Origin of the sequence: Phaeobacter sp. SYSU ZJ3003 (genome assembly GCF_041300735.1) — a bacterium.
GTDB classification, from domain to species: domain Bacteria; phylum Pseudomonadota; class Alphaproteobacteria; order Rhodobacterales; family Rhodobacteraceae; genus Phycobacter; species Phycobacter gallaeciensis_A.
The window spans coordinates 1-23,044 of sequence record NZ_PXNU01000059.1 but is presented as its reverse complement, the minus strand read 5'-3'; the positions used below and the strand labels follow the sequence as shown (position 1 = coordinate 23,044).

General features: G+C 60.9%; 25 protein-coding genes. 13 read left to right on the top strand and 12 right to left on the bottom strand.

What is annotated here, in order from left to right:
- Positions 1 to 25 precede the first annotated feature (25 nt).
- From C6W91_RS17865 to C6W91_RS17855, 3 genes are read left to right on the top strand one after another with little or no spacing between them, the layout of a single operon-like run.
- Entirely contained in the window at positions 26 to 913 is an 888-nt protein-coding gene (locus C6W91_RS17865) for a DUF692 domain-containing protein (protein WP_274838499.1), read from the top strand.
- On the top strand, positions 910 to 1,662 hold the full coding sequence (locus C6W91_RS17860; RefSeq protein ID WP_274838498.1) for a DNA-binding domain-containing protein: 753 nt from the start codon (positions 910 to 912) through the stop codon (positions 1,660 to 1,662). The genes C6W91_RS17865 and C6W91_RS17860 overlap by 4 nt, the downstream gene beginning before the upstream one ends.
- A gap of 15 nt (positions 1,663 to 1,677) precedes the next feature.
- A complete protein-coding gene (locus tag C6W91_RS17855; protein ID WP_274838497.1) occupies positions 1,678 to 2,244 on the top strand; it encodes a DoxX family membrane protein in 567 nt (188 codons plus the stop codon).
- Positions 2,245 to 2,314: 70 nt separating this feature from the next.
- On the opposite strand, the gene C6W91_RS17850 is transcribed toward C6W91_RS17855, so the two are convergent.
- Entirely contained in the window at positions 2,315 to 2,632 is a 318-nt protein-coding gene (locus C6W91_RS17850; RefSeq protein ID WP_274828399.1) for an arsenate reductase family protein, read from the bottom strand.
- Positions 2,633 to 2,852: 220 nt separating this feature from the next.
- Between C6W91_RS17850 and C6W91_RS17845 the strand changes: the two genes are divergently transcribed.
- Complete coding sequence (locus C6W91_RS17845; protein ID WP_065270715.1) at positions 2,853 to 3,059, top strand: cold-shock protein; 207 nt, start codon at positions 2,853 to 2,855, stop codon at positions 3,057 to 3,059.
- Between the two features lie 59 nt (positions 3,060 to 3,118).
- Here the strand turns inward: C6W91_RS17845 and C6W91_RS17840 are convergent, their stop codons facing one another.
- Together C6W91_RS17840 and C6W91_RS17835 are read right to left on the bottom strand one after the other, a co-directional pair.
- Positions 3,119 to 3,595 (bottom strand): dihydrofolate reductase, encoded by a 477-nt coding sequence (locus C6W91_RS17840; RefSeq protein ID WP_274838496.1) that lies wholly within the window; start codon positions 3,593 to 3,595, stop codon positions 3,119 to 3,121.
- Between the two features lie 14 nt (positions 3,596 to 3,609).
- Positions 3,610 to 4,443 carry a thymidylate synthase gene (locus C6W91_RS17835; RefSeq protein ID WP_274838495.1) on the bottom strand — a complete coding sequence of 278 codons (834 nt, stop codon included), beginning with the start codon at positions 4,441 to 4,443 and terminating at the stop codon, positions 3,610 to 3,612.
- Positions 4,444 to 4,691: 248 nt separating this feature from the next.
- On the opposite strand from C6W91_RS17835, the gene C6W91_RS17830 reads away from it, so the two are divergent.
- The 3 genes from C6W91_RS17830 to C6W91_RS17820 all read left to right on the top strand — a co-directional run bounded on the left by C6W91_RS17830 (position 4,692) and on the right by C6W91_RS17820 (position 7,671).
- On the top strand, positions 4,692 to 5,738 hold the full coding sequence (locus C6W91_RS17830; RefSeq protein ID WP_274828396.1) for a hypothetical protein: 1,047 nt from the start codon (positions 4,692 to 4,694) through the stop codon (positions 5,736 to 5,738).
- A 7-nt stretch (positions 5,739 to 5,745) separates the two neighbouring features.
- On the top strand, positions 5,746 to 7,170 hold the full coding sequence (locus tag C6W91_RS17825; protein WP_274838494.1) for a surface lipoprotein assembly modifier: 1,425 nt from the start codon (positions 5,746 to 5,748) through the stop codon (positions 7,168 to 7,170).
- A 72-nt stretch (positions 7,171 to 7,242) separates the two neighbouring features.
- Positions 7,243 to 7,671, top strand: coding sequence for a VOC family protein (locus tag C6W91_RS17820; protein ID WP_065270720.1), 429 nt, complete (start codon positions 7,243 to 7,245; stop codon positions 7,669 to 7,671).
- A 448-nt stretch (positions 7,672 to 8,119) separates the two neighbouring features.
- Here C6W91_RS17820 and C6W91_RS17815 read toward each other — a convergent pair whose 3' ends face one another.
- From C6W91_RS17815 to C6W91_RS17805, 3 genes are all read right to left on the bottom strand, one after another.
- The gene (locus C6W91_RS17815) at positions 8,120 to 8,617 is read right to left on the bottom strand and encodes a MarR family winged helix-turn-helix transcriptional regulator (protein ID WP_197492335.1); all 498 of its coding nucleotides are present in this window, start codon (positions 8,615 to 8,617) and stop codon (positions 8,120 to 8,122) included.
- A 78-nt stretch (positions 8,618 to 8,695) separates the two neighbouring features.
- On the bottom strand, positions 8,696 to 8,968 hold the full coding sequence (locus C6W91_RS17810; protein ID WP_274838493.1) for a succinate dehydrogenase assembly factor 2: 273 nt from the start codon (positions 8,966 to 8,968) through the stop codon (positions 8,696 to 8,698).
- Between the two features lie 16 nt (positions 8,969 to 8,984).
- On the bottom strand, positions 8,985 to 9,383 hold the full coding sequence (locus tag C6W91_RS17805; RefSeq protein WP_274828393.1) for a helix-turn-helix domain-containing protein: 399 nt from the start codon (positions 9,381 to 9,383) through the stop codon (positions 8,985 to 8,987).
- 100 nt (positions 9,384 to 9,483) lie between these two features.
- On the opposite strand from C6W91_RS17805, the gene C6W91_RS17800 reads away from it, so the two are divergent.
- The gene (locus tag C6W91_RS17800) at positions 9,484 to 10,686 is read left to right on the top strand and encodes a pyridoxal phosphate-dependent aminotransferase (RefSeq protein ID WP_274828392.1); all 1,203 of its coding nucleotides are present in this window, start codon (positions 9,484 to 9,486) and stop codon (positions 10,684 to 10,686) included.
- Between the two features lie 16 nt (positions 10,687 to 10,702).
- Positions 10,703 to 11,113, top strand: a complete 411-nt coding sequence (locus C6W91_RS17795; RefSeq protein ID WP_065270725.1) for a hypothetical protein — start codon at positions 10,703 to 10,705, stop codon at positions 11,111 to 11,113.
- Positions 11,114 to 11,144: 31 nt separating this feature from the next.
- Here the strand turns inward: C6W91_RS17795 and C6W91_RS17790 are convergent, their stop codons facing one another.
- The gene (locus C6W91_RS17790; protein ID WP_274838492.1) at positions 11,145 to 12,497 is read right to left on the bottom strand and encodes an MATE family efflux transporter; all 1,353 of its coding nucleotides are present in this window, start codon (positions 12,495 to 12,497) and stop codon (positions 11,145 to 11,147) included.
- Positions 12,498 to 12,701: 204 nt separating this feature from the next.
- Here C6W91_RS17790 and C6W91_RS17785 point away from each other — a divergent pair, with 204 nt between their 5' ends.
- The gene (locus C6W91_RS17785) at positions 12,702 to 13,994 is read left to right on the top strand and encodes a dienelactone hydrolase family protein (protein WP_274838491.1); all 1,293 of its coding nucleotides are present in this window, start codon (positions 12,702 to 12,704) and stop codon (positions 13,992 to 13,994) included.
- A 64-nt stretch (positions 13,995 to 14,058) separates the two neighbouring features.
- Here the strand turns inward: C6W91_RS17785 and C6W91_RS17780 are convergent, their stop codons facing one another.
- From C6W91_RS17780 to ppk2, 3 genes are all read right to left on the bottom strand, one after another.
- On the bottom strand, positions 14,059 to 15,015 hold the full coding sequence (locus C6W91_RS17780) for a nickel/cobalt transporter (RefSeq protein ID WP_274838490.1): 957 nt from the start codon (positions 15,013 to 15,015) through the stop codon (positions 14,059 to 14,061).
- Between the two features lies 1 nt (position 15,016).
- The gene (locus C6W91_RS17775) at positions 15,017 to 15,670 is read right to left on the bottom strand and encodes a DUF1007 family protein (protein ID WP_274828389.1); all 654 of its coding nucleotides are present in this window, start codon (positions 15,668 to 15,670) and stop codon (positions 15,017 to 15,019) included.
- A gap of 73 nt (positions 15,671 to 15,743) precedes the next feature.
- Positions 15,744 to 16,682 (bottom strand): polyphosphate kinase 2, encoded by a 939-nt coding sequence (ppk2, locus tag C6W91_RS17770; protein WP_274828388.1) that lies wholly within the window; start codon positions 16,680 to 16,682, stop codon positions 15,744 to 15,746.
- A 165-nt stretch (positions 16,683 to 16,847) separates the two neighbouring features.
- Between ppk2 and C6W91_RS17765 the strand changes: the two genes are divergently transcribed.
- A complete protein-coding gene (locus tag C6W91_RS17765) occupies positions 16,848 to 17,726 on the top strand; it encodes an alpha/beta fold hydrolase (protein WP_274838489.1) in 879 nt (292 codons plus the stop codon).
- Between the two features lie 46 nt (positions 17,727 to 17,772).
- Here the strand turns inward: C6W91_RS17765 and C6W91_RS17760 are convergent, their stop codons facing one another.
- Positions 17,773 to 18,381 carry a carboxymuconolactone decarboxylase family protein gene (locus C6W91_RS17760; protein ID WP_274838488.1) on the bottom strand — a complete coding sequence of 203 codons (609 nt, stop codon included), beginning with the start codon at positions 18,379 to 18,381 and terminating at the stop codon, positions 17,773 to 17,775.
- Between the two features lie 76 nt (positions 18,382 to 18,457).
- Positions 18,458 to 19,873, bottom strand: coding sequence for a pyridoxal-dependent decarboxylase (locus C6W91_RS17755; RefSeq protein ID WP_274838487.1), 1,416 nt, complete (start codon positions 19,871 to 19,873; stop codon positions 18,458 to 18,460).
- A 146-nt stretch (positions 19,874 to 20,019) separates the two neighbouring features.
- On the opposite strand from C6W91_RS17755, the gene parE reads away from it, so the two are divergent.
- Positions 20,020 to 21,978, top strand: a complete 1,959-nt coding sequence (gene parE / locus C6W91_RS17750) for a DNA topoisomerase IV subunit B (protein ID WP_274828385.1) — start codon at positions 20,020 to 20,022, stop codon at positions 21,976 to 21,978.
- Positions 21,979 to 22,026: 48 nt separating this feature from the next.
- Positions 22,027 to 22,836 (top strand): TIR domain-containing protein, encoded by an 810-nt coding sequence (locus C6W91_RS17745; protein WP_368981639.1) that lies wholly within the window; start codon positions 22,027 to 22,029, stop codon positions 22,834 to 22,836.
- The last annotated feature ends 208 nt before the right edge of the window (positions 22,837 to 23,044 follow it).

The following is a 23,044-nucleotide window of genomic DNA, read 5'->3' as shown; positions in this document are numbered from 1 at the left end:
CACGACCAGACGAGCAGGACACGCCATGCTGGACGCCGTACTTCCCAACCAACTGCCGACGACCCCCGGCGTGGGGTACAAGCCGCAGCATTTTGACGCCTTGATCCGGTCTGTGACGGATGAACACGGCCCTGGACCAGTGCGCTGGCTGGAAATCCATGCCGAGAATTACATGGGCGACGGCGGACGCCCTATCGCGCAGCTGCGTCATCTGGCCGAACGGTTTGCCATTTCCGTGCACGGCGTGGGCCTGTCGATTGGTGGTGAAGCGCCGCTGGATCGTGACCACCTTGCGCGGTTGAAAAAGCTGGTGAACTGGCTGAACCCGGCGAGCTTCTCTGAGCATCTGGCGTGGTCCACCCATGACAGCCATTTCCTGAACGATCTGCTCCCTCTGCCCTATACCACAGAGACGCTGGAGCGGATCTGTGATCACATCGACCAGCTGCAAACCACCATCGGCCGCAGCATGCTGCTGGAAAATCCCTCCAGCTATCTCGCCTTTGACGAAAGCGACTGGTCCGAGCCGGAATTTCTGGCCGAAATCAGCCGCCGTACTGGCTGCGGTCTGCTGCTGGACGTCAACAACGTCTTTGTCTCGGCGACCAATCTCGGGTTCTCGCCCACCGGATATATCGACGCCTTCGCGCTCGATAAGGTTGGCGAAATCCATCTGGGCGGGCACGACGAGGATGAAGACGATCACGGCGCTCCACTGCTGATCGACAGCCACGGGCGCGAAGTTGTGGACCCTGTCTGGTCTCTGCTCGACTACACCTTGGCCAAATCCGGTCCCAAACCTGTTCTGATCGAATGGGATACAGATGTGCCGGACTGGCCCATTCTGCGGAACGAAGCAATGCGCGCGGATCAGGCCCTGTCGAAAGTTGCCCCGACACAGGTGGCGAGATGAAACTGTCGCAAACAGGTTTTGTCAGCGCCTTGTTGGCGCCAGATGCCCCGATTCCGGATGGGCTGTCAGATGGTGTTGGCCGTCCGGCGGGTCGCCGGTTTTCGGTCTACCGCAACAATGTGGCAGCCTCTCTGACAGAAGCCCTGCACGAAGGGTTCCCGGCGATTTCGGGCCTTTTGGGCAAGGAGAACATGGACGGGCTGGCCGGGCTTTACTTTCGCAAGCACCCGCCCGCCTCGCCCCTGATGATGCATTTCGGCGGCGATTTCCCTGATTTTCTGGCCGGGATGCAGCAGCTGAACCATCTGGGCTACTTGCCCGATGTGGCCCGTCTCGAACTTGCGCTGCGCCGCTCCTACCACGCAGCCGACACAACGCCCGCCGCACGGGATGCGCTGGCCGGGATGTCCCCTGATGTGCTGATGTCACTGAAGGTGGGAATTGCCCCGGCGGTGGAACTGCTGCGCTCCGACTGGCCGCTGTATGACATCTGGCGTTTCGCCACGCAGCCCGGCGCCCCCAAACCCCGGGCCGAGGCGCAGGACGTGCTGATTACCCGGCCCGAATTCGATCCCATCGCCCAGCCGCTGCACCCCGGCGGCGCTGATTGGATCGACGCCCTGATCCAGGGTCAAAGCATCGGGGCAGCCTATGAGGCGGCCCTGCAAGCGAGCCCTGATTTTGACCTCTCCCAACCGCTGACCCTGCTCTTAGAGGGCGGCGGGCTGACCGATCTTATGATCTCATGACATAAAGGAAAACCAATGCGTTCTGTTGTTTCGCTCCACAACGCGGTCTTCGGCCTCATCGAAACCGCGGGAAGCTGGCTGTTGCCTGCCCTCACCCGTTTCGTCTTTGCTGCAACCCTTCTGATGTACTTTTGGGTCTCCGGCGTCACCAAGCTGGGTGATGGCATTTTGGGCCTGTTCAGCCCATCTATGGGCGCCTATGCGCAGATCTTCCCGAAGCAATTCGAAGCCGTCGGCTATGACGTGTCGCAGCTCGGCGCATTCCACTGGCTGGTTGTCATGGCAGGCACCTGGGCTGAATTCATCCTGCCGCTGCTGCTGATCCTCGGCCTGTTCACCCGTCTTGCCGCGCTTGGCATGATTGGCTTTGTCGTGGTGCAGTCCCTGACCGATATCTACGGTCACAACGGCACCGATCCGAAGACACTTGGCGCCTGGTTCGACCGCTTCCCGGACGGCATCATCCTGGATCAACGTCTGCTGTGGGTATTCCTGCTCAGCGTACTGGTGATCAAAGGTGCCGGCGCCCTGTCGCTTGATGCAGTGCTGCGCCGCAAATTCGCTGCGACCGATCCGGCCTGATCTCAACCGAAATCGTCACGCGTCATTCCCGCCATCCCCGCCAAAAACGGGGATGGCGTTTTTCGTTACCTTATTCGGGCAGAAGCGCCTGCTGAACGCTCTTGTCCCAGCCAAGGTACAGCTTGCCGTCATCTTCGATCAGGGGCCGTTTCATCAGCGCCGGATGCGCGCGCAGCAGATCAAGCGCCGGGGTTTCCCGTTCAGCGTCGCTGAGCCCCCGCCATGTGGTTGAGCGCGTATTGACCAGTTTGCCTTCAAATTCAGCATAGGCGCGCTCCAGAACATCATCCGGCACGCCATCGGCCCTGACATCCACCAGTGTAGCCTCTGGCAAGAGTTTCAGTGCCTTACGGCAAGTATCACAGTTCTTCAGTCCAAAAAGCTGCATCGTATCATTCTCTTTCGCTTTGGATCGTTTCCCGTAATTTACGGAAGATTTTGAGGTCTGGTCTTGATTTTTTGTTCACGCATGTAACAGTCGGACTTACCTAGACATTTTTCGGACGCCGTATAGCTCCTCACGCAGCATTGTCCGGCGCCGAAGAAAGGCAATTGTGAACGCCTTGGCAATATCCGGGGCGCGTATAAGGTAGAAGGAGACACGGAACATGCCAAGTGGCACCGTGAAATGGTTCAATAACACAAAGGGTTACGGATTTATCGAACCCGACACAGGCGGCAAGGATGTCTTTGTTCACATCTCTCAGGTCGAACGTTCCGGATTAAAGGGACTCTCTGACAATATGAAAGTCGGTTACGAGTTGACTGAAGGTCGCGATGGCCGACAGATGGCCGGCGAAATCACCGAACTCTGACGGGGGGTGAGGCGGCGCGCACAGGCACGCCGATCCACGCGACACCTCACCGGGCCATCTTATCGTCTGAGGTACTCCACCAAAGCGCAGGCCGGATCTGCCGCCCGTAAGGCGGTGGTTCCGATGGGGTTCCAATCCGCCTCGCTGAAATCGGGGAAGAACGTATCAGCGCCTTCGACGGCAACATCGACTTCGGTGATCAGCAGGCGATCAGCCAGCCCCATCATCGCAGCATAGATCCCGGCGCCGCCGATACCATAGACGCGCCGGTATCCCTGTGCATAGGCCATATCGATGGCCTCCCCGATCGAGGCGCAGACGGTATCCGCTGCGGCGGGATCTGATGACACCACGATATTCAGGCGGTTTTTCAGCGGCTTGAACGGCAGGCTGTCCCAGGTCCGGCGCCCCATCACGATGGCACCGCCCAGTGTTTCACGCTGAAACGCCTTCAGATCCTCGGGCGCGTGCCAGGGTATCGTGTTGTCCTTGCCAATGGCGCCATCTCGGGCGCGGGCCGCGATCAGTGTAATCATCTCTGCTGCCCCCGTTAAACCGCGACCGGCGCCTTGATGGCCGGATCGGGATCGTAGTTCAGGAATTCAAAGTCCTCGTAGCGGAAGTCGAAAATCGATTTCACGTCCCGTTTGATCCGCAGCTGCGGCAGGGGTTTCGGCGTCCGCGACAGCTGCTCCTGCACCTGATCCATATGGTTTGCATAGATATGCGCATCCCCCATGGTGTGAATGAAATCGCCCACCTCATAGCCCGTCACATGCGCCAGCATCGCCTGCAACAGCGCGTAGGAGGCGATATTGAACGGCACCCCCAGGAACATGTCCGCCGAGCGCTGATAGAGTTGCAGATGCAGCTTACCGCCCAGGATCCGCACCTGCCACAGGGTATGGCATGGCGGCAGCGCCATATCCGGCACATCGCCCGGGTTCCAGGCCGACACGATCAGGCGGCGGCTGTCGGGCGAGGTTTCGATCATCTTCACCAGATCCGCGATCTGATCGACACTGCACGCGCGATAGAGGGCTTCGTCCCCCGTGGTTCCGGGCACCAGATCCAGACGCGGGAACCGGCGCCACTGATAGCCGTAGACCGGTCCCAGATCGCCATTCTCATCCGCCCATTCATCCCAGATCGACACCCCGTTCTCCTTCAGGTAGCCGATGTTGGTATCCCCGGAGAGGAACCACAGCAACTCGTGAATGATCGAGCGCAGGTGTAGCTTCTTGGTGGTGACCAGCGGGAACCCATCGGCCAAAGAGTAGCGCGCCTGCATGCCGAAACAGGACAGCGTCCCGGTCCCGGTGCGGTCACTGCTGCGGGTGCCATTCTCCAGAATGTGGCGCAAGGCGTCGTGATATTGCTGCAAAGGTCGTCCCCTCCCCGGCCGCGCCCGGTTGCCGGGCTGTTTCGCCTTTGGTCATACCCGTTGCACCGGCTCGCGCCAAGGCCTTGCGCCCCAGCGCCTGCTGCCAACACCCCAAAGACGAACTATGGCATTCAGGCCAGCCCCGCCGACAAAGTTTTCCCCAGCCCGCAAATCCGTTGACTTTTTGGGAGCTGCGGCAAATTGTGAGAAAAAAACCGCCCAGAAGTTCGAGCAGAGGCAGGCACATCATGAATAAGATTACTGGCGCATTTATTGCGGCGCTTGCGCTATCGGCGTGCGGCAACGGGAATCCGTTCACCGAAGACACGACTGATAACGGCGGCGACACAGGCACCGACACCGGAACGGATACCGGTATCGACGGGGACGGCCGCCCGCCGGGGACATCCTCCCCGACCCCCGACACCTCCATCTTCCGCCGCGAAGGTACCAGCACCGAAGACGCCTATATCGGCAATGGCTACGCCACCGAAATCAGCTATGACAGCAACAACGATACGTTCTCGGTGGACAACCTCGCCTTTGACGGGGACGGCACCTATGCCCGCGGCACCGCCGTCAGCAGCCTTGGTCCCTTTGCAGTCTACGAAGCCGACGCCCAGTACAGCGACATCACCGACAACGAGCCAATCAACCAGTTCACCCACCGGGCGATCTACGGCGTCAGCACCTCCGGCAACAGCAAATTCGCCATTGTCCGCACAGGCGCCTATGCCGGTTATGGCTTTGGCGGCTTCGTCTATCAGCGCGATAACTCCGTCACCCTGCCCAGCAGCGGACAGGCCCAGTACAACGGTTCCCTGGCCGGCCTACGGGACTACAACGGCGCCGCGGGATTGGAGTACACCACCGCCGACGTGCAGATCGCTATCGACTTTGACGACTTCAACCCGGCGACCGGCGGGCGCGGCGATGCGGTGAGGGGCAGCCTGACCAACCGGACCATCTACGACACTGCCGGCAATGACATCACCAATGACGTGATCAACCGGATCAACGTCGACAATAACCTGACCCTGTCCAGTATTCCGGTTGCCGTCTTCGATGTCGGCCCGAACAATCTGGATGACAACGGCGAAATCATAGGCACCCTGCAAAGCACCTATGTCGATGCCAACGGCACGGCCCAAACCTATGAAACCGGCAATTACTACGCGGTGGTCTCGGGCGACAATGCCGAGGAAATCGTCGGCGTCGTAGTGCTGGAAAACTCGCTTGACCCAGCTGCAAATTCCGTCCGCGAGACGGGTGGCTTCATCGTCTACAATAACTGAGCCTGTGATGCCTCGCGTTCAGCCGCTCAGCCAAGGTCTGGGCAGGGCTGCACTGGTCCTGCTCTGCGCGACGGTTCCGGCCTCTTTCGGGGCCGTGACCACGGCTGCGCCTTCGGGTGAAACGGTGCTGACCCCGGATCAAATGCGCGCTGCGGCGACGCAGCTCCTGAAAGTCAGCAATCCGAAACAGGCCATGGCCCTGGCCGAGGCGCTGATCTCACGCGACCCAGAGGACCGCACCGCGCTCCTCATCAAATCGCGGGCAGCGCGGGATCTGGGCGACTATCCCACCGCACGAAAAACAGCCAAACAAGCCTGGTCGCTGGCCGAGACCGACAGCGACCGATACGCAGCCGCCCTGATCATGGCGCAAGCGCTTTCCTCGGGCGGACAACGCACCATGGCGCAATTCTGGCTGCGCCGCGCCGTGGAACATGCCCCGGACGAACAGCTGGAGCGCCGCGCAGTGCGCGATTTCCGATACCTGCGCGCCAGCACCCCCTGGCTGCACCGGTTTTCCTTTTCGGTTTCTCCTGAATCCAACATCAACAACGGCTCCTCCGAGCGGTCCTCGTTCCTGAATTACGAACTGGCAGAGGTGCTGCTGGGACAGCCCGTCGAATTTGAACTGGGCGGCACCCAGATGGCGCTCTCTGGGATCGAATACGCAGTGGGCCTGCGCTCCCGATACCGGTTTCACGAAACCGAAACCCGGGCTCATGACCTCGCCTTCTCATTGGATGCGCGTAGCTATACCCTCTCTTCCGAAGCCAAGGCACAGGCGCCCGGCGCCGAGGGCAACGACTTTGCCTTTACCACCTACCAGATGGGTTATGGCTTGCGCGGTATCAATCTGGACCGTAGGGGCGAATTCCGCGTCGCCGCCGATCTGGGGCAAAGCTGGTACGGCGGTGAGGAATACGCCCGCTTCCTGCGCCTTTCTGCCGGGCAAAGCTACAAGCTGGACCGCGGCCGCCGGATCAACGCGCGCCTGTCGCATGAAATTCAGGACGGTGTCGCGACCAGCGACCAGGACACCTGGCGCGCAGATCTTTCCTACAGCTTCAAGCTGCCCTCTGGCGCAACGCTCTGGACCAACCTGTCTGTGGCCGGGGCAACGTCAAACTATGCCCCCGACGAATTTGAGGAGGTCGGCCTGCGCACCCAGCTGACGCTGGGCAAGCCGATCCTCGGCGCGACGGCGCAATTTGGTCTTTGGGGGCGGGTCCGGGATTATGACGTCTCCCCGCACAGCCCGGACGGGCGCCACGATGACCGCTACCAGGCAGATGTCTCGCTCACCTTCAACAAGATTGATTACTACGGTTTCAACCCGACGGTCAGCATTTCAGCATCCAAGCTCGACAGCAATATCGGCCTCTATGAATCGCATCGCTTCGGCGTGAACTTCGGCATTCAGTCGGCTTTCTGACGCTGGCCCCCTCGACTTTCCGGACCTGAAGGTTACTGTCGGCCCGAACGTGATCAGATCAGGGAAAATCACATGCCCCTTACCTATTTGCACACTATGGTCCGCGTTAAGGACCTTGAGAAATCCATGGCCTTTTACAAGCTTCTGGGCCTTGTAGAGACGCGCCGCTATGACAGTGAGCAAGGCCGGTTCTCTCTCATCTTCCTCGCGCCTCCGGGTCAGGAAGATGCCCCGATCGAGCTGACCTACAACTGGGATGGCGACGACGGGTTGCCCAGCGACAGCCGCCATTTCGGCCATCTCGCCTATGGCGTCGATAACATTTACGAGATGTGCCAGCACCTGATGGACAATGGCGTCACCATCAACCGCCCGCCGCGCGACGGGCGCATGGCCTTTGTGCGTTCCCCCGACAATATCTCGGTCGAGCTGCTGCAGAACGGTGAAGCTCTGGAACCGGCAGAGCCCTGGGCTAGTATGGAAAGCTCCGGGCACTGGTAAAGCCAGCAGCCCTCCGGCTGCTGGGCCAGAGCACAGGAGCAGGTTCAGGACACCAGAACAGAACACGTGAAAAAGGCGGCCCCGTTCCCGGGGCCGCCTTTTTCTGTTTTTGTCGCCTTTATTGTCGCTCAGCGCCGCGGTGATCTGCGGGCAGCGCGTGTACCTCTATACGCCCCCTGCCGTGTTCGGTCTGTCGGGGCCTTGATCTTTACTGGCTAAACACCGTTTCCCTTTGGGGCCATGTATTGATCTGTTGAGGCATTCTTGCCTGTGCGACACTCACCCTCGCGGCTGAGCTCCTGTAGGTCGCAAACGGTTCACTCTTGAATTCTTCAAGTCGGGGTTTTGGCTGCGTTTTACAGCCGTACTAGGGTCTTCTTAACAGGTAGATCGAGCAGCCTTTCTGGCTGCATGGCAGCGGCTTTGGACCAAACGGTCCAGCACCAAATCAGTAGATGTAGCGGATCTGGTCAGACCAGTAGCGCTCCACACGTTTCAGCGAGGCGGTAATGTCTGCAATACCCTCTCCGCTGATGACACCTTTGCCTTCCAGGCCTTCTGCGTGACGCGAGAACAGCCCAGCCACGATATCGCGGATTTCCCGGCCACGCGGCGTCAGACGCACACGCACCGACCGGCGGTCGATTTCGCAACGCTGGTGATGCATGTATCCCATGTCGACCAGCTTTTTCAGGTTGTAGCTGACGTTGCTACCTTGATAGTAGCCACGCGTCTTAAGTTCGCCAGCGGTGACTTCATTGTCGCCGATGTTGAACAGTAATAGCGCCTGGACGGCGTTGATTTCCAGAACGCCTACGCGTTCAAATTCATCCTTGATCACATCCAGCAACAACCGGTGCAGACGTTCTACCAGCGCCAGTGCTTCAAGGTAGCCAGTCATGAACCCTTTTCGGTCCTGCTGGCCAATTGGCAATTCCATACTCATTCGCATCTCCGACTCGAATTTGCTGAGAGACAGAATGCCTACAATTTCCGAAAAATCAGTTAAGCTGAATTTTTATGATTATTGATAGGTTTGCGCAATGTGTTGAACCAGCTCAGAAAACGCTTCGGGCGCCGGGACCTGCCCCGTAACCCATTGATATAAATCCTGATCATTTTCATGAAGCAGCCGGTCATAGAGGTCGAGATCCGCCTCTGACATGGCCGCGAGGTTGGCCTCAGCATAAGCGGACAGAAGAATATCCATCTCTTTGATTCCACGCCGCATCGACCGCATCTGCAAACGCTTCAGCCGGTTTTCGCGTGTTTCTGCCCCAGGGGTCTGTCCGCTCATGTGAGTCGCTCTCGTTTTATTGTGCTGCGTTTTGTAGCAGGTTCCGCAGTTTCTTTTCCAGACGCGCAGCGCGGTCTGAACCGGCGCGCAGCTCGGCGCGCAACTCGCGCAGCTCGCTCAGCACGGAAGAGAAATCGCCAGCTTCCAGTTCCAGCTCGCCCGGCTCGGGCATGCCGTCGCCTTCGCCCGTCAGCAGCCAAGTCATCGACACGTTCAGCAAGCCGGACATCATCGACAGTTTATTGGCGCGCGGCTCGGACAGGTCCTGTTCCCAGCCCGACAGGGTGCTTTTCTTGACGCCCAGACGCCGCGACAGCTGGCCCTGGGTCATGCCTGCCGCCTCTCTTGCAGCTGCCACGCGGTCGCCGAACGTCGCGGCCTCCGGTCCGAACCAGTCTGTTGTATCGTTGGCCATTTTGGCTCTCCCTTAAATGAACGCGCCAATGCCGCTTGATCGCGATTTGGCCGCACCCTATGACAGTTAACAGCAACATACAAACCGGGGCCACTCCGCCATGTCTTTTCTGTCAGCAACACTTTCTCGCGTAAAACCGTCACCCTCGATCGCCATCAGCACCCTTGCCGCCGAGCTGAAGGCCCAGGGGCGCGATGTGATCGGTCTGAGCGCCGGTGAGCCGGATTTCGACACGCCCCAGAACATCAAGGACGCTGCCGTCGCCGCCATCGCGGCGGGCAAGACGAAATACACCGCCCCCGACGGCATTCCCGAGCTGAAACAGGCGATCTGTGCAAAGATGAAGCGCGATCACGGGCTGGATTATACCCCGAAACAGGTCTCGGTCGGCACTGGCGGCAAACAGACGCTTTATAATGCGCTGATGGCAACGCTGAACCCGGGCGACGAGGTGATCATTCCAGCCCCCTATTGGGTCAGCTATCCCGACATGGTGCTACTGGCTGGCGGAACCCCGGTCCCGGTCGAAGCCTCGCTGGAAAGCGATTTCAAACTGACACCCGAGCAGCTGGAAGCCGCAATCACCCCGAAGACCAAGTGGTTCATCTTCAACTCGCCCTCCAACCCCAGCGGTGCGGGCTATAACCGGGCCGAGCTGAAGGCGTTGACCGACGTCCTGATGCGCCATCCGCATGTTTGGGTGATGACCGATGACATGTATGAACACCTGGTCTTTGACGGGTTCGAATTCTGCACCCCTGCCGAGGTGGAGCCGGGCCTTTACGAGCGGACCCTCACCTGCAACGGCGTGTCCAAGGCTTATGCCATGACCGGCTGGCGCATCGGTTATGCCGCAGGTCCCGAACATCTGATCGCCGCCATGCGCAAGGTGCAGTCGCAATCGACCTCGAACCCCTGCTCGATCAGTCAATGGGCCGCAGTCGAGGCGCTGAACGGACCGCAGGATTTCATTGCCGAGAACAACGTCGCCTTCAAACGCCGCCGCGATCTGGTGGTGGCTGCGCTGAATGATATCGACGGGATCACCTGCCCAACGCCCGAAGGCGCCTTCTACGTCTACCCCTCCATCGCCGGACTGATTGGCAAGACCACGCCCAAGGGCACCGTCATCAGCGATGACGAAGCCTTCGCCACCGCGCTCCTGGAAGAGCAGGATGTGGCCGTGGTCTTTGGCGCGGCATTCGGTCTGTCCCCGAATTTCCGAATCAGCTACGCCACCTCGGACGAAGCGTTGGTAGAGGCCTGCCGCCGCATCAAAAGCTTCTGCGACACCCTCAGCTGAACCGGAGAAACCGCCTATGTCCGCTGCGCTGCCCGAGTATTACTTCCGTGTCCGCGAAAACGGGGCCTTCGTGTTCCGTGTGGATACGGAGAACCGCCAGCGCCGGATCGACATGGATCAGATCGCCGTTGTGAACACCCGCAACGGCGAGATCCGCCCGCATGGGGACCGCCAGCTTTCCGCCCGCGACATGGAGGCGATCGAGACCTGGATGGCAGACCGCATCGCCACGCTGGCGCGGCGGGACATTGATGACATCCACCGGGCGGTGGACCATTTGAACCTCACCGCCCATTGGGTGCAAAGCAAGGCCACCGACGAACAGCTGGATGAAGTCTCGGATGCATTGTTAATGGCGATGCACGACCTGCGCTCGGTTCTGGTGCGCAAGAAGGCCGACCAGCTGATGAAATCTCGCAAGGACTAAACCGGCCCGTCTCCATTTCCCGTGACCCTGATCAGATCGCGGCGGCAGGTACCCTATGGGCGGCCTGACGCCAGAACCGGATCAGCAGGAAGAACCCGGCACAGCTGAGCCCCAGCGCCAGCCCGTACCAGACCCCGACACCGCCCCAACCGAAGGTAAAGCCGAACAGGTAGGAGGCCGGGATGCCGACCACCCAATAACTGAGCGCAGCAATCACCATCGGAACGCCGGTGTCCTGCACCCCGCGCAGCAGCCCCAGAACCACCACCTGCATGCCGTCCATCAGCTGAAACAGCGCCGCCGCGGCCAACAGCCCGGTCCCGATAAGCAGGATTTGCGGCTTGTCCGGATCCTCGGTGCCCAGAAACAGCGAAATCAGCGGATCCGGCGCGGTCAGGAACAGCACGATCGTTGCAACCGACATGGCCAGCGACAGGGCGATGACCACCTTCGCCCCACGCGCCATATGTGGCCAGTCGCGGCGCCCATAGGCGTTACCGGACCGGATCGTCGCCGCATTGCTGAGACCGAGGTGCACCATGAAGGTGAGGCCCGACAGCGTGATCGCAATCCCATGCGCCGCCAAGGTGGCCGTGCCCAGCCAGCCCATCATCATCGCAGAGGCGGTGAACAGGCTGATCTCGCTGAGATTGGTCAGCCCGATCGGCACGCCAAGGCGGAAGACCTCGCGCAACATCTCCCAGTCGGGGCGGTGAAAATTACGCATCAGCTCGTGCTCGGCCAACGCCTTCAGCGCATATGCAAGCACTGCCACCAGCGACACAAGCTGCGTCAGCACCGAGGCAATCGCCGCACCCGTAATGCCCAGCTCTGGCGCGCCCCAGTGGCCAAAGATCAGCGCGTAGTTCACCACGGCATTGACGAGAGCCGCCAACACCGTAACCCAAAGCACGACCTGCGTGCGCTCCAGCGCCGCCAGATAGGATTTCAGCACCATCACCAGGAGCGCCGGGAACAGCCCCCAGCCTGCAATACGCAGATAGGCCGAGGCATCCGCCGCAACCCCCGGTTTCTGCCCCAGCATCAACAACAGCGGCTCGGAATACCACAGCACCGGCATCGCCAGAACGCCGTAGGCCAGCGACAGCCACAGCCCCATGCGGGTGGAGCGTCGGATCTGGCGCTCTTCCCCAGCGCCTGCTGCGGCCGCCACCAGCGGCATCACGGCAAAGGCAAAGCCGGCCCCCAGCATGAAAAAGACAAAGAAACAGGATCCGGCCAGCGTCACCGCCGCCAGTTCATCGACGCCATACCAACCCAGCATGATGGTATCGGTCATGTTGATCGCGAACTGGGCCACATGGCCGCCGATCAGGGGCAGGCCCAGAACCGCCACGGCCCGGGCGTGTGCACGATATGTCATCACAGTTTCCATGCTCTCGCATTAGGGCCGCCCGCCGCCTCTGGCAAGAGGTTGCGTCTCACTTTGAAACGTTCCTGCATGCGTTCCCATATTGCCGAGACCAGAGCGGAATGACGCGGTGTCACGCGGGATTTGCAGAACATTCGCTACACATGATGGGGTCACGGGCTACCGTGGGACTATTGGTTTCAACAGGAGAGCATTATGCGCGAACAAATTGCAGCGATCGGACTTGCGGCGGGACTGGCTGCGGGCACGGCGGCAGTGGCCGAAAACCGGATTGACCGGATCCGCCCCGATGCGCCCGAACTGGCGGCCTTTGGACCCCATCCGATCGGGGTACAGACGCTGACCTTCACCCACCCTGGACAACACGACATCCTCAATACATCGGCCGACAGTCAGCCGATCTATGACCGCCCTCTGACGGTCGAAGTCTGGTATCCGGCCGCCCCCGGCACCGAACCTGGCGGCAGCTATCGCACCGTCCTGCGTGATGGTGCGACCGAAGTCACGTTGCAGGGCCGTGCAGCCCGCGCGGCAGAGCCAGCAACCGGCGCCCGCTATCCACTGGTGGTGATCTCTCACGGCTATCCCGGCAACCGCTTCCTGCTGTCGCATCTGGGCGAAAACCTGGCCTCCAAAGGCTATGTGACCGTCTCCATAGACCATACCGACAGCACTTACTCCGATCAGGCGGCCTTTGGCTCGACCCTGCTGAACCGCCCCATCGACCAGAGGTTCGTTATCGATCAGATGGCCGCGCTTGATGGACCGCTGGGCGCCATCACCGATGTCTCGCAGACTGGGGTGATCGGCTATTCCATGGGGGGCTATGGCGCCCTGATCTTTGCCGGGGCGGGCGTCACCCAAGCCTCGACCGAATACAGCTGGGGCACGCCCGCCGGGCTGCTGTCGCGCCATCTAGCCGGATCGGACAGCCACAAGGCGCTGGTGGACGAGCGGGTCAAGGCGGTGATCTCCATCGGTCCCTGGGGCATGAACACCGGGTTCTGGGATGCCACTGGGCTAGCAGGCGTGGAAAAGCCAGTGATGATGATGGCAGGCAGCGCCGATGATGTGTCGAAATACCCCGCCATGCGGCAGATCTTCGAAGGCATGCTCAACACCGACCGGCATCTTCTGACCTTTGAGGCAGCCAACCACAATGCCGCCGCCCCGATGCCCGCCCCGATCGAAAGCTGGCAACCGGTGGAAACGCTCGATTTCGTGCCGTTTGAACACTATGCGGATGCGGTCTGGGACACCAACCGGATGAACAATATCGCACAGCATTTCGCCACGGCCTTCATGGATCTGCACTTGAAAGGCGCCGAGGACAAAGCCGCGTATCTGGAGCTGATCCCGCGCGCGGCGGATGGCGTCGTCGACACGGACGATGCGGGCAAGGAAGGCCCCGGTCATACCTATTGGAAAGGCTTTGCGCCGCGCACCGCGCAGGGGCTGACCTTTGAAACCCTGCCAAAGGGCGAATAGTCACTTAGACAGCCAAGCCCCGCTGCCGGAGCAACCGGCTGGCGGGGCTGATCAGAACGACAGATCAGATCGCCCGCAACATGATCTGAACTGCCAGAAGCGCGATTACCCCTCCGGCCAGCAATTCAAGCCCCGCCGCCAGAGCCAGCGCGCCGCGCCCCTGCATCCGGTCCAGTGCGCCCTGTCGCAGGCTGACCGAGGCAATAGCCACCGCCACAGTCACACTGGCCGTGCCCAGCCCCATGGCGAAGGCCCCGGCGATCCCGGCGGGCAGCACATCCATGCGCCATGTCACCAAGAGAAGGAACACCGCGCCGGTACAGGGACGCAGCGCCACCGCGCCGATAATCGCCAGCGCATCGCGCAGCCCATGAACCTGTGCCGCCTCTTCCAACGTCGGGCCATGCCGGTGACCGCAGCTTGGGCAGGCATCTGCTGAATGATCGTGATCATGGTCGTGGCTGTGCATATGGCCATGGTCACAGGCCGCGGCCAGCCCATCCACCTTCGCAGCAGAAGGATTTTGCCGCGCGCGTAGCAGGCGGCGCGTCCCGCGCTGGAACAGGTACACGCCGACCAGCGCGATCAGACCATAGGACAGCGGCGCCAGGACCTCCTCTGCGATGCTGGTCATGCGCTCCCGGCCCCAGTCCATCACGGTCAGGCCGCCTACGACCAGCACAACCGCCGTCGCCGCCTGCGCCAGCGAGGAGGCCACCGCCAGCGCAGCCAACCGCCCCATGGCCACCGAGCGGTCCATACCATAGCCGCCGATCACCAGCTTCCCGTGCCCCGGCCCTGCTGCGTGAAAGAACCCGTAAGCGAAACAGAGTGACAAAAGCGAGATCAGCGCACCCGGTTGACCGGCCTTCAGCGCCCGCAGGCCCCGCGCCAGCGCCGATTGCGCCTCGCGCTGGCCAGAAGCCGCCCAGCGCGCTACATCCTGCGCCCCGCCAAATCCCCAAAGCCAGATCGCAATGACAAGGACCGCGAGTGCGGCGAGTGCCGTAAGGACCCGCATCTCAGTCCCCGCAGATCAGCTGCACTGTATCGGCAAAGGCCTCTCCGACCTCCGGATAGGCGGCCTCGGCCTGATCAGCAGGCATGGCATACAGCAGCTCTTCGACCAGCGTGTAGGCACGGTCGAGATCCGGTTCGGTTATTTCGGCCCGGCACCCTGCCCCGACCGACACGCCCTGGTTGACCGTATAGGCCGTGTAGTAAGTGGGATCATAGGCCCGGATCACAACGGCCTCCGCCGGGACCGGCGCCTTCAGCCCGCGCCGGTGGCGGGTAGTGATCCGCCCGTCCACCACTTCGGTCGACAGGTGTTCAGGCGCCATCAGGGCCAGCGGCGCTTCGTTCCGGGTCAGGTAGGTGTCCCCGTCGTAGTCTGCGCTCCAATTGAGATCAAAGCCTTTGAGGCGCGTCAGTTCATCGTCGGTCAGGACCCCGTCCGCATCCGGGTCCAGCCCCAGATCCTCGAAAATCAGCAGCGAATAGAATTCATCATAGGCCCAGGTGACCTCGACCGCCTCAAGCGCTCCGCCCGCGCCAATCTGCACCGCCAAACCGGTATCCACAAAGATATGCGGATGCGCCTGCACAGCAGCAGGCGCAAGAGCGGCGCAGGTGGCAAAGACCGGCCCTGCAAGGCGTTTTTGCAGCGTTTTCATGTCCTTTGGTTTAGCCGCAAGCCCCGCCCCCAACAAGACGGCATCCCGCCGCGCCAAGGTGGATCGGCAAAGGTCAGCGCAGCCGGGAATTGGGGTGCAGCGCCTTCCCTAGAATATGGTCCGAGCGGTGGATCACATGATGTGCCTGACCGATGATCAGCGGATCCGGCGCCGTAGCGATTTCAGGGTCCTTTCCAGGATAATCCAGCGTGCTGAGGAAATGGCGCATGCAGTTCAGCCGCGCCCGTTTCTTGCAGTTGGATTTCACCACCGTCCACGGCGCATCTGCGGTGTCGGTGTAAAAGAACATCGCCTCTTTCGCCTCGGTATAGTCATCCCATTTGTCCAGCGAGGCCTTGTCGATCGGTGACAGCTTCCACTGTTTCAGCGGATCAGTCTCGCGCGATTTGAACCGGCGCAGCTGTTCGTCCTGCGTCACCGAGAACCAGTATTTGTAAAGTCGGATACCCGAGCGCACCAGCATCTGTTCCAGATCCGGTGTTTGGCGCATGAACTCCAGATATTCGCTCGGCTCGCAAAAGCCCATCACCCGCTCGACCCCGGCGCGATTGTACCAAGAGCGGTCATAAAGCACGATCTCGCCGCTGGTGGGCAGGTGTTGCAGGTAGCGTTGGAAATACCATTGCCCGCGCTCTTCGTCGGTCGGCTTGTTCAGCGCCACGACGCGTGCATGGCGGGGGTTCAGGTGCTCGGTAAAACGTTTGATCGTGCCGCCCTTGCCCGCCGCATCACGCCCTTCGAATAGCATGACGAACTTTTCCCCGGTCTCCAGCGCCCAGTGCTGCACCTTGAGAAGCTCCGCCTGCAGCTTTGCCTTCTCTTCTTCATAGGCTTTGCGGGCCATTTTGCGGGCATAGGGGTACTTGCCGCTTTCAAAGGCGCGGCGGATTTCCTCAGGCGCGGGCGGGCGCGGCGTAGCGCCTGGCTGGGGGGTGCTGGTGTTCGCGGCGGCTGGCCCTGCGGGAACTGGCTGTGCGGGGGGTGTGGACATATGGAACTCCTTACAATCACATTTGCCGCCAGCTTACCGGCTTTGCTGCGCGAGCGCGCTGACCTGTATCAAAGGACGGGCGCAAATTGGGTGTCACGTGACGAAATCGTTGCGCCCCGTGCGGTCTGTCATCAGCCTGTTCTTGATAGCGCGGAGGATTTCAGCATGCAGGCAGGTTTCGAGACACTGAACGGCAAAGCCTTTTTCGTTCGCCGCTGGGGCGACCCTGCCCTGCCGCCCTTGCTGATGCTGCATGGGTTTCCCGAATATGGCGGCGCCTGGCAGGAACTAGCCGAACGCCTGTGCCACAGGTTTCACTGCATCGCACCGGATCAGCGCGGATATGGCCAAAGCTGGGCGCCGCAGGACGTAGGCGACTATACCACTTCCAGACTGGTCACAGACATGGCGGATCTGATCCCTACGACCGGCGCCCCGGTCACCGTGCTGGGACACGACTGGGGTGCAGCAGTGGCCTATGGTCTGGCGATGTTCCGACCCAATCTGGTGTCGCGGCTGATCATCGCCAATGGTGTGCACCCGGTGCCCTTCCAGCGGGCGCTGGCTACCGGTGGACCACAGGCCGCCGCCTCGCAATACATCGCGGACCTGCGGCGCGACGGATCGGAGGCAGATCTAATGGCCAATGATTTCGAAAAGCTACTGGCCCTGTTTGGTGCCCCGATGGATATGAGCTGGCTCAGCGGTGAACGGCTGGAGGCCTACAATGTGGAATGGTCCCGCCCCGGACGCCTTCGCGGCATGGTGAACTGGTACCGAGCCTCGCCCTTGCAACTGGCCCAGCCCGGCAGCCCGACCCCAATGCCGGACCTGCCGCTGAACCGGTTGCAGGTTCCCCAGCCGCATCTGCTGATCTGGGGCGCGGATGACAGCGCCCTTTTGCCCGAAGCGACCGAGGGGCTTGAGGAGTTCGCCCCCAACCTGACACGCATCACCCTGGGGGGCTGCGATCACTGGCTGCACCATCAAAGACCCGATGAGATGAGCCATGCGATCCTGACATGGTCAGAGCAGAGCGTCTGACGCGGGACTGGATCGCAGGCGCATCTGTCTTGCGTCTCGTCGCGGCTTACTTGTGCCCCCAGTCGTTCGGATCTTCCGAATTGTTGGGGCTGAGGCCCAGCACATCGCCATCGGTCGAGCAGCCAAGCCCCAGAACGGTCCGGTTGGCGTAGGAAAAATAGGCTGTGACCTGATTGATTTCGAGGATCTCCCCATCGTCAAACCCGGCATTGCGCATCGCCTGAATGTCGGATTGCTCAACACTCGCAGGCGCCTCGGTCAGCTTGCGCGCATAGCCCATCGCAACCTTCTGCGCAGGCTCCAGCGGTGCCGCCTCGGGATCGCGCGCCTCGATCGCAGCCCGGATAGCCAGACCGCGTTCTTCGTCCTGCAACAGGCGCTGCAACCCGGCAAAGTGATGCTCGACGCAATAGGCGCAGTCATTCAGAGAAGAAATCCAGACGCCAAGCACCTCCAAGAACCACTTGGGAATGGTGTTGCCGGTGTGGTGCAGGACGTTCTTGTAGATCGCCATATGCCCTTCCATCGAATGCGGGCGCAGGCTGTGCACCATCATGATGTTATCGACATTACCGCCCGGCCCGGTCACCCGGTCGTAAAGTTTCTTCAGCTTCCCGGTGGCCTCGTCAAAGGGGACGGTTCTGATCCACGCCATATGCACTCTCCTCTTGCTTTGCGGCAGCTTAACCAACCGCAGCGCCGGGGAAAGAGGTAAAGCCGAAACGAAGTGATCACAAATCGGACAGTTCTGCCCGGCGCGCCACCGCGGCAATGGCCGCAGTGATATCCTCGTCCCGCGTGCGGTGGTTCGTCAGCGCGGCGCGCAGCAGGACCCGGTCCCCCATGCGTGTGGTGGAAAATACCGCTTCGCCGCTTTCCTGCAGGTCCTGGGCGATTGCAGTATTAAGCCGCGTTTGCTCCGCAGCAGGCAGATCCTTCCGCGCGGTGAAGACGCAGACGTTCGACACCACCGCAGCGCCCAGCGCCATGCGCGGCTGTTTCTCGACCTCATCGGCCATCAGAGCCGCAAGTCGGCAGTTGTCGGTGATCGCTGCAGCAAGCGCCTCTTCACCATGCATTTCCAGCGCGCACCAGACCTTGAGGCCCCGATTGCCGCGTGACAGATCGATGCCATAGTCGCAGAACCACGGATCGCCGCCTGCCAACCCGCGTTCACCGCCTTCCAGATAGGCTGGGCGGGCGGCAAAGGCTGCGCGATGGGCGGCCTCATCCGCGATCAGAACCAGACCGCAGTCATAGCCCACATACATCCATTTATGGAAATCCAGCGCAATACTGTCGGCACGCCCGATCCCGTTGCTCAGGCCGCGCCATGGCTCCGCCGCGATGCGCGTCCAGGCGCCAAAGGCCCCGTCCACATGCAGCCACAGCCCGTGATCCACTGCCAGATCCGCAAGGGATTCGAGATCGTCGAACAGGCCCAGATCCACAGAGCCAGCAGTCCCGACAAGAAGGAAGGGCACCGCACCTGCTTCCCGGTCCGCCGCGATCATGTCGGCCAGCGCCGCTGGGTCCATCTGCCCGTCCACCAGTGGCACCTGCCGCAGGTTCTCCGCGCCAACCCCGATCAGTTCCAGCGCCTTGCGCGTTGCATTATGCACCCCGACGCCTGCATAGGCCGTGAGCCGCACCGCGCCCTGCCCTGTCTGCCGCACCTCGGGCAAGGCACGCACCCGCGCGGCCTGAAAGGCAATCACTGTTGCCTGCGACGTGCCCGTGGTCAGAACGCCACTGGCGCCCTCTGGCATCCCCATCCGGCGGCGGGTCCAGTCGATCACAGCGCGCTCCATATAGACGGCGCCATGATCGCGCCCGCCGACATTGGCGTTGACCACCGCGCCCGCCATGCCCGCGATCAGATCGGAGGCCAGCCCAGAGCCCTGCACCCAGCCCCAGAACCGGGGATGCACGTTGCCGCCATGATGCGGCAACACATCCCGCTCGATCCGTCCCACCAGATCACCGCCCTGCCCGATCCGATAGCGCGCAGGCAGATCTTCGGGAACCGGTTGCCAGGGACGGTCACGGACCTGTTCCAGCTGGTCCAGCGATGCCTCCAGCATCCGGTGCGCCTCGGCACGGAATGCGGTCCAGTCCTTCGGGTCCAGCCCATCACCCTTGCTCATGCCCGCCCCCTCTCTCGCGCGATTTGCCTCCTTACATGGCACAGCGCCGCAGGGTTATCCACAGGCCCCGTCGCCCTCTTCCCCGCGGCGCTGACACCTGCCATAATGCCCCTTAACCAAAAGCAACCAAGAGCAGCCCGAAACAGATGGCCAACGATCTCCTGAGCACGCCTGACGCCGAAACCTATGACGCCTCCTCGATCGAGGTTCTGGAGGGGCTTGAACCCGTCCGCCAGCGGCCCGGCATGTATATCGGCGGCACGGACGAACGCGCGCTGCACCATATGGTGGCCGAGATCCTCGACAACTCGATGGACGAGGCGGTCGCCGGCCATGCCAACCGGATCGAGGTGGAGTTGCACGCCGATTACTCGGTCACCATCCGTGACAACGGCCGCGGCATCCCGATCGACCCGCACCCCAAGTTTCCCGATAAATCCGCGCTTGAGGTGATCCTCTGTACCCTGCACGCGGGCGGCAAATTCTCGGGCAAGGCCTATCAGACCTCGGGCGGCCTGCACGGGGTTGGCTCCTCGGTGGTGAACGCCCTGTCTGATCTGATGGTCGTTCAGGTGGCCAAGAACAAGGAGCTGTTCGAACAGCGCTTCTCCCGCGGGATCCCGCAGGGGCCGGTGGAAAAGGTCGGCGCCGCCCCCAACCGGCGCGGCACATCGGTCACCTTCCACGCGGATGAGCAGATCTTTGGCTCGCACCGCTTCAAGCCCAAGCGGCTGATGACGCTGGTGCGCTCCAAGGCCTACCTGTTCTCGGGCGTGGAAATCCGCTGGAAATCCGCCATCGACGACGGTGAAACCCCGACCGAGGCAACCTTCCACTTCCCCGGCGGGCTCAGGGATTACCTCTCCGAGGTGCTGGGCAAGGCCACGACCTATGCCGATGCGCCCTTTGGCGGCAAGGTGGAGTTCCGCGAGAAATTCGGTGAGCCCGGCTATGTGGAATGGGCAATCAACTGGACGCCTGCCCGCGACGGCTTCATCCAGAGCTACTGTAACACCGTCCCCACCCCCGAAGGCGGCACCCATGTTGCGGGCTTCTGGGCCGCGATCCTGAAAGGCATCAAGGCCTATGGCGAGCTGGTCGGCAACAAGAAGGCCACGCAAATCTCGCGCGAAGATCTGATGACCGGGGGCTGCGCACTGGTTTCCTGCTTTATCGCGGACCCCGCATTCGTCGGCCAGACCAAGGACCGCCTGTCGACCGAAAGCGCCAGCAAGATGGTGGAAAACTCGGTCCGCGACCACTTTGACAACTGGTTGGCCGCCGATACCAAATCCGCGGGCGCCATCCTCGATTTCCTGATCCTGCGGGCCGAGGAACGCCTGCGCCGCAAGCAGGAGAAAGAGACCCAGCGCAAGAGCGCCACCAAGAAGCTGCGCCTACCCGGCAAGCTGACCGATTGCACGTCAAAAGACCGGCGCGGCACCGAACTCTTCATCGTGGAGGGCGACTCGGCCGGTGGCTCGGGCAAGGGCGCGCGCAGCCGCGAATATCAGGCGCTACTGCCGCTTAAGGGTAAGATTCTGAACGTTCTGGGCGCGGCCTCGAACAAACTCGGCTCGAACCAGGAGATCAGTGACCTTTGCGAGGCGCTGGGGGTCGGGCTTGGCACCAAGTTCAACCTCGATGATCTGCGCTATGACAAGATCATCATCATGACCGATGCGGATGTCGACGGGGCGCATATCGCATCCCTGTTGATGACCTTCTTCTTCACCCAGATGCGGCCGCTGATCGACGGCGGTCACCTCTACCTCGCCTGCCCCCCCCTGTTCCGTCTGACCCAAGGCGCGAAACGGGTCTATTGCCTGGATGAGGCAGAGCGCGACGCCTGGCTGGAAAAGGGTCTGGGCGGCAAAGGCAAGATCGATGTTTCCCGCTTCAAGGGTCTGGGTGAAATGGACGCCAAGGACCTGAAAGAGACCACCATGGACCCCAAGACCCGGAAATTGATCCGGGTCACCATTGACGAGGACGAACCGGGCGAGACCGGCGATCTGGTGGAGCGTTTGATGGGCAAGAAACCCGAACTGCGGTTCCAGTATATTCAGGAGAACGCGAAGTTCGTGGAGGAGCTGGATGTTTGAGGAGAAAGTAGTTACTCAACCCTTGAACGAATAACCCAAAGGGCTGACATGACGAACGTCTTCATTAGCTGGAGCGGCCAGCAGAGCAAAGAAATCGCTGAAGAGCTAAGAAACTGGATTCCTTCTGTCCTCCAGTTTGCTAAGCCCTACTACACTCCCAACGACATCGAAAAAGGTGCAAAATGGGGAAGCGAGATTTCCAAGAAACTTTCTGAGAGCAACATCGGCATAGTGTGCCTTACAAAGGAAAATTTCACCAAACCCTGGATCCTATTTGAGGCAGGCGCTTTATCAAAAGACTTAGAGCAATCAAAGGTATGTTCCATTTTGTTTGGAATGGAAAACACTGACTTAACAGGCCCATTGACAACCTTTCAAACAACGAATTTCAACAAGTCAGATTTTAAAAAAATGATGCAAACCGTCAACCAGAGCGGCGGAGAAAACGCTCTCCCCAAAGAGACATTCGACCGTGTCTTCGATATGTGGTGGCCTCAACTAAATGAAAAAATCTCCAGCATTATCGCTGAGGAAAAAGAAAATAGTCCGGAAGACTTACGCTCAGACCGCGACCTCCTGGAAGAGATACTGATACTTACTCGAGCAAGACAACGATCGAAAACGATAGAAACTGAAATAAACTCGGTTCCTGTCGCACTAGTTAGGGATTTCATCTCCACCATCGAGAACATGATGGAACACAACAAAAAGTTTACCTCGTCAAAAGTAAACGGTGAAGTAGCAAAGCAATTAAGGATAGCCGATTACTTACACAACAGAAGCGACGGTTTTGATTCTGAAATTTCACGTAAGTTAGAGAAACTCGAGGATGACTGTGGGAACTTTATTCCTTTCTAACCCATCCTGAGGCCCGCGCCCTCCGGGGGAGCGTTTCAGGCTTGAACGGGCGGAACGCAAGGCGCATTTTCCTGCACACGTCACCCCCCCAAGGCCCGTGCCTGACCTTGGGGAGGCGTGAAGCGCCTTCCCGGGGGGAAGGTCAGGCGCGGGCCGTGCGGCTACGCCTCACGCCCCAAAGGACCACCTTGCAGGCGCTGCATCTTGG

Bases quoted from the DNA above. Each gene is read 5' to 3' on its own strand.
- C6W91_RS17865 (WP_274838499.1), top strand. From the start codon at position 26: ATGCTGGACGCCGTACTTCCCAACCAACTGCCGACGACCCCCGGCGTG.
- C6W91_RS17860 (WP_274838498.1), top strand. From the start codon at position 910: ATGAAACTGTCGCAAACAGGTTTTGTCAGCGCCTTGTTGGCGCCAGAT.
- C6W91_RS17855 (WP_274838497.1), top strand. From the start codon at position 1,678: ATGCGTTCTGTTGTTTCGCTCCACAACGCGGTCTTCGGCCTCATCGAA.
- C6W91_RS17850 (WP_274828399.1), bottom strand. From the start codon at position 2,632: ATGCAGCTTTTTGGACTGAAGAACTGTGATACTTGCCGTAAGGCACTG.
- C6W91_RS17845 (WP_065270715.1), top strand. From the start codon at position 2,853: ATGCCAAGTGGCACCGTGAAATGGTTCAATAACACAAAGGGTTACGGA.
- C6W91_RS17840 (WP_274838496.1), bottom strand. From the start codon at position 3,595: ATGATTACACTGATCGCGGCCCGCGCCCGAGATGGCGCCATTGGCAAG.
- C6W91_RS17830 (WP_274828396.1), top strand. From the start codon at position 4,692: ATGAATAAGATTACTGGCGCATTTATTGCGGCGCTTGCGCTATCGGCG.
- C6W91_RS17825 (WP_274838494.1), top strand. From the start codon at position 5,746: ATGCCTCGCGTTCAGCCGCTCAGCCAAGGTCTGGGCAGGGCTGCACTG.
- C6W91_RS17820 (WP_065270720.1), top strand. From the start codon at position 7,243: ATGCCCCTTACCTATTTGCACACTATGGTCCGCGTTAAGGACCTTGAG.
- C6W91_RS17815 (WP_197492335.1), bottom strand. From the start codon at position 8,617: ATGAGTATGGAATTGCCAATTGGCCAGCAGGACCGAAAAGGGTTCATG.
- C6W91_RS17810 (WP_274838493.1), bottom strand. From the start codon at position 8,968: ATGAGCGGACAGACCCCTGGGGCAGAAACACGCGAAAACCGGCTGAAG.
- C6W91_RS17805 (WP_274828393.1), bottom strand. From the start codon at position 9,383: ATGGCCAACGATACAACAGACTGGTTCGGACCGGAGGCCGCGACGTTC.
- C6W91_RS17800 (WP_274828392.1), top strand. From the start codon at position 9,484: ATGTCTTTTCTGTCAGCAACACTTTCTCGCGTAAAACCGTCACCCTCG.
- C6W91_RS17795 (WP_065270725.1), top strand. From the start codon at position 10,703: ATGTCCGCTGCGCTGCCCGAGTATTACTTCCGTGTCCGCGAAAACGGG.
- C6W91_RS17790 (WP_274838492.1), bottom strand. From the start codon at position 12,497: ATGACATATCGTGCACACGCCCGGGCCGTGGCGGTTCTGGGCCTGCCC.
- C6W91_RS17785 (WP_274838491.1), top strand. From the start codon at position 12,702: ATGCGCGAACAAATTGCAGCGATCGGACTTGCGGCGGGACTGGCTGCG.
- C6W91_RS17780 (WP_274838490.1), bottom strand. From the start codon at position 15,015: ATGCGGGTCCTTACGGCACTCGCCGCACTCGCGGTCCTTGTCATTGCG.
- C6W91_RS17775 (WP_274828389.1), bottom strand. From the start codon at position 15,670: ATGAAAACGCTGCAAAAACGCCTTGCAGGGCCGGTCTTTGCCACCTGC.
- ppk2 (WP_274828388.1), bottom strand. From the start codon at position 16,682: ATGTCCACACCCCCCGCACAGCCAGTTCCCGCAGGGCCAGCCGCCGCG.
- C6W91_RS17765 (WP_274838489.1), top strand. From the start codon at position 16,848: ATGCAGGCAGGTTTCGAGACACTGAACGGCAAAGCCTTTTTCGTTCGC.
- C6W91_RS17760 (WP_274838488.1), bottom strand. From the start codon at position 18,381: ATGGCGTGGATCAGAACCGTCCCCTTTGACGAGGCCACCGGGAAGCTG.
- C6W91_RS17755 (WP_274838487.1), bottom strand. From the start codon at position 19,873: ATGAGCAAGGGTGATGGGCTGGACCCGAAGGACTGGACCGCATTCCGT.
- parE (WP_274828385.1), top strand. From the start codon at position 20,020: ATGGCCAACGATCTCCTGAGCACGCCTGACGCCGAAACCTATGACGCC.
- C6W91_RS17745 (WP_368981639.1), top strand. From the start codon at position 22,027: ATGACGAACGTCTTCATTAGCTGGAGCGGCCAGCAGAGCAAAGAAATC.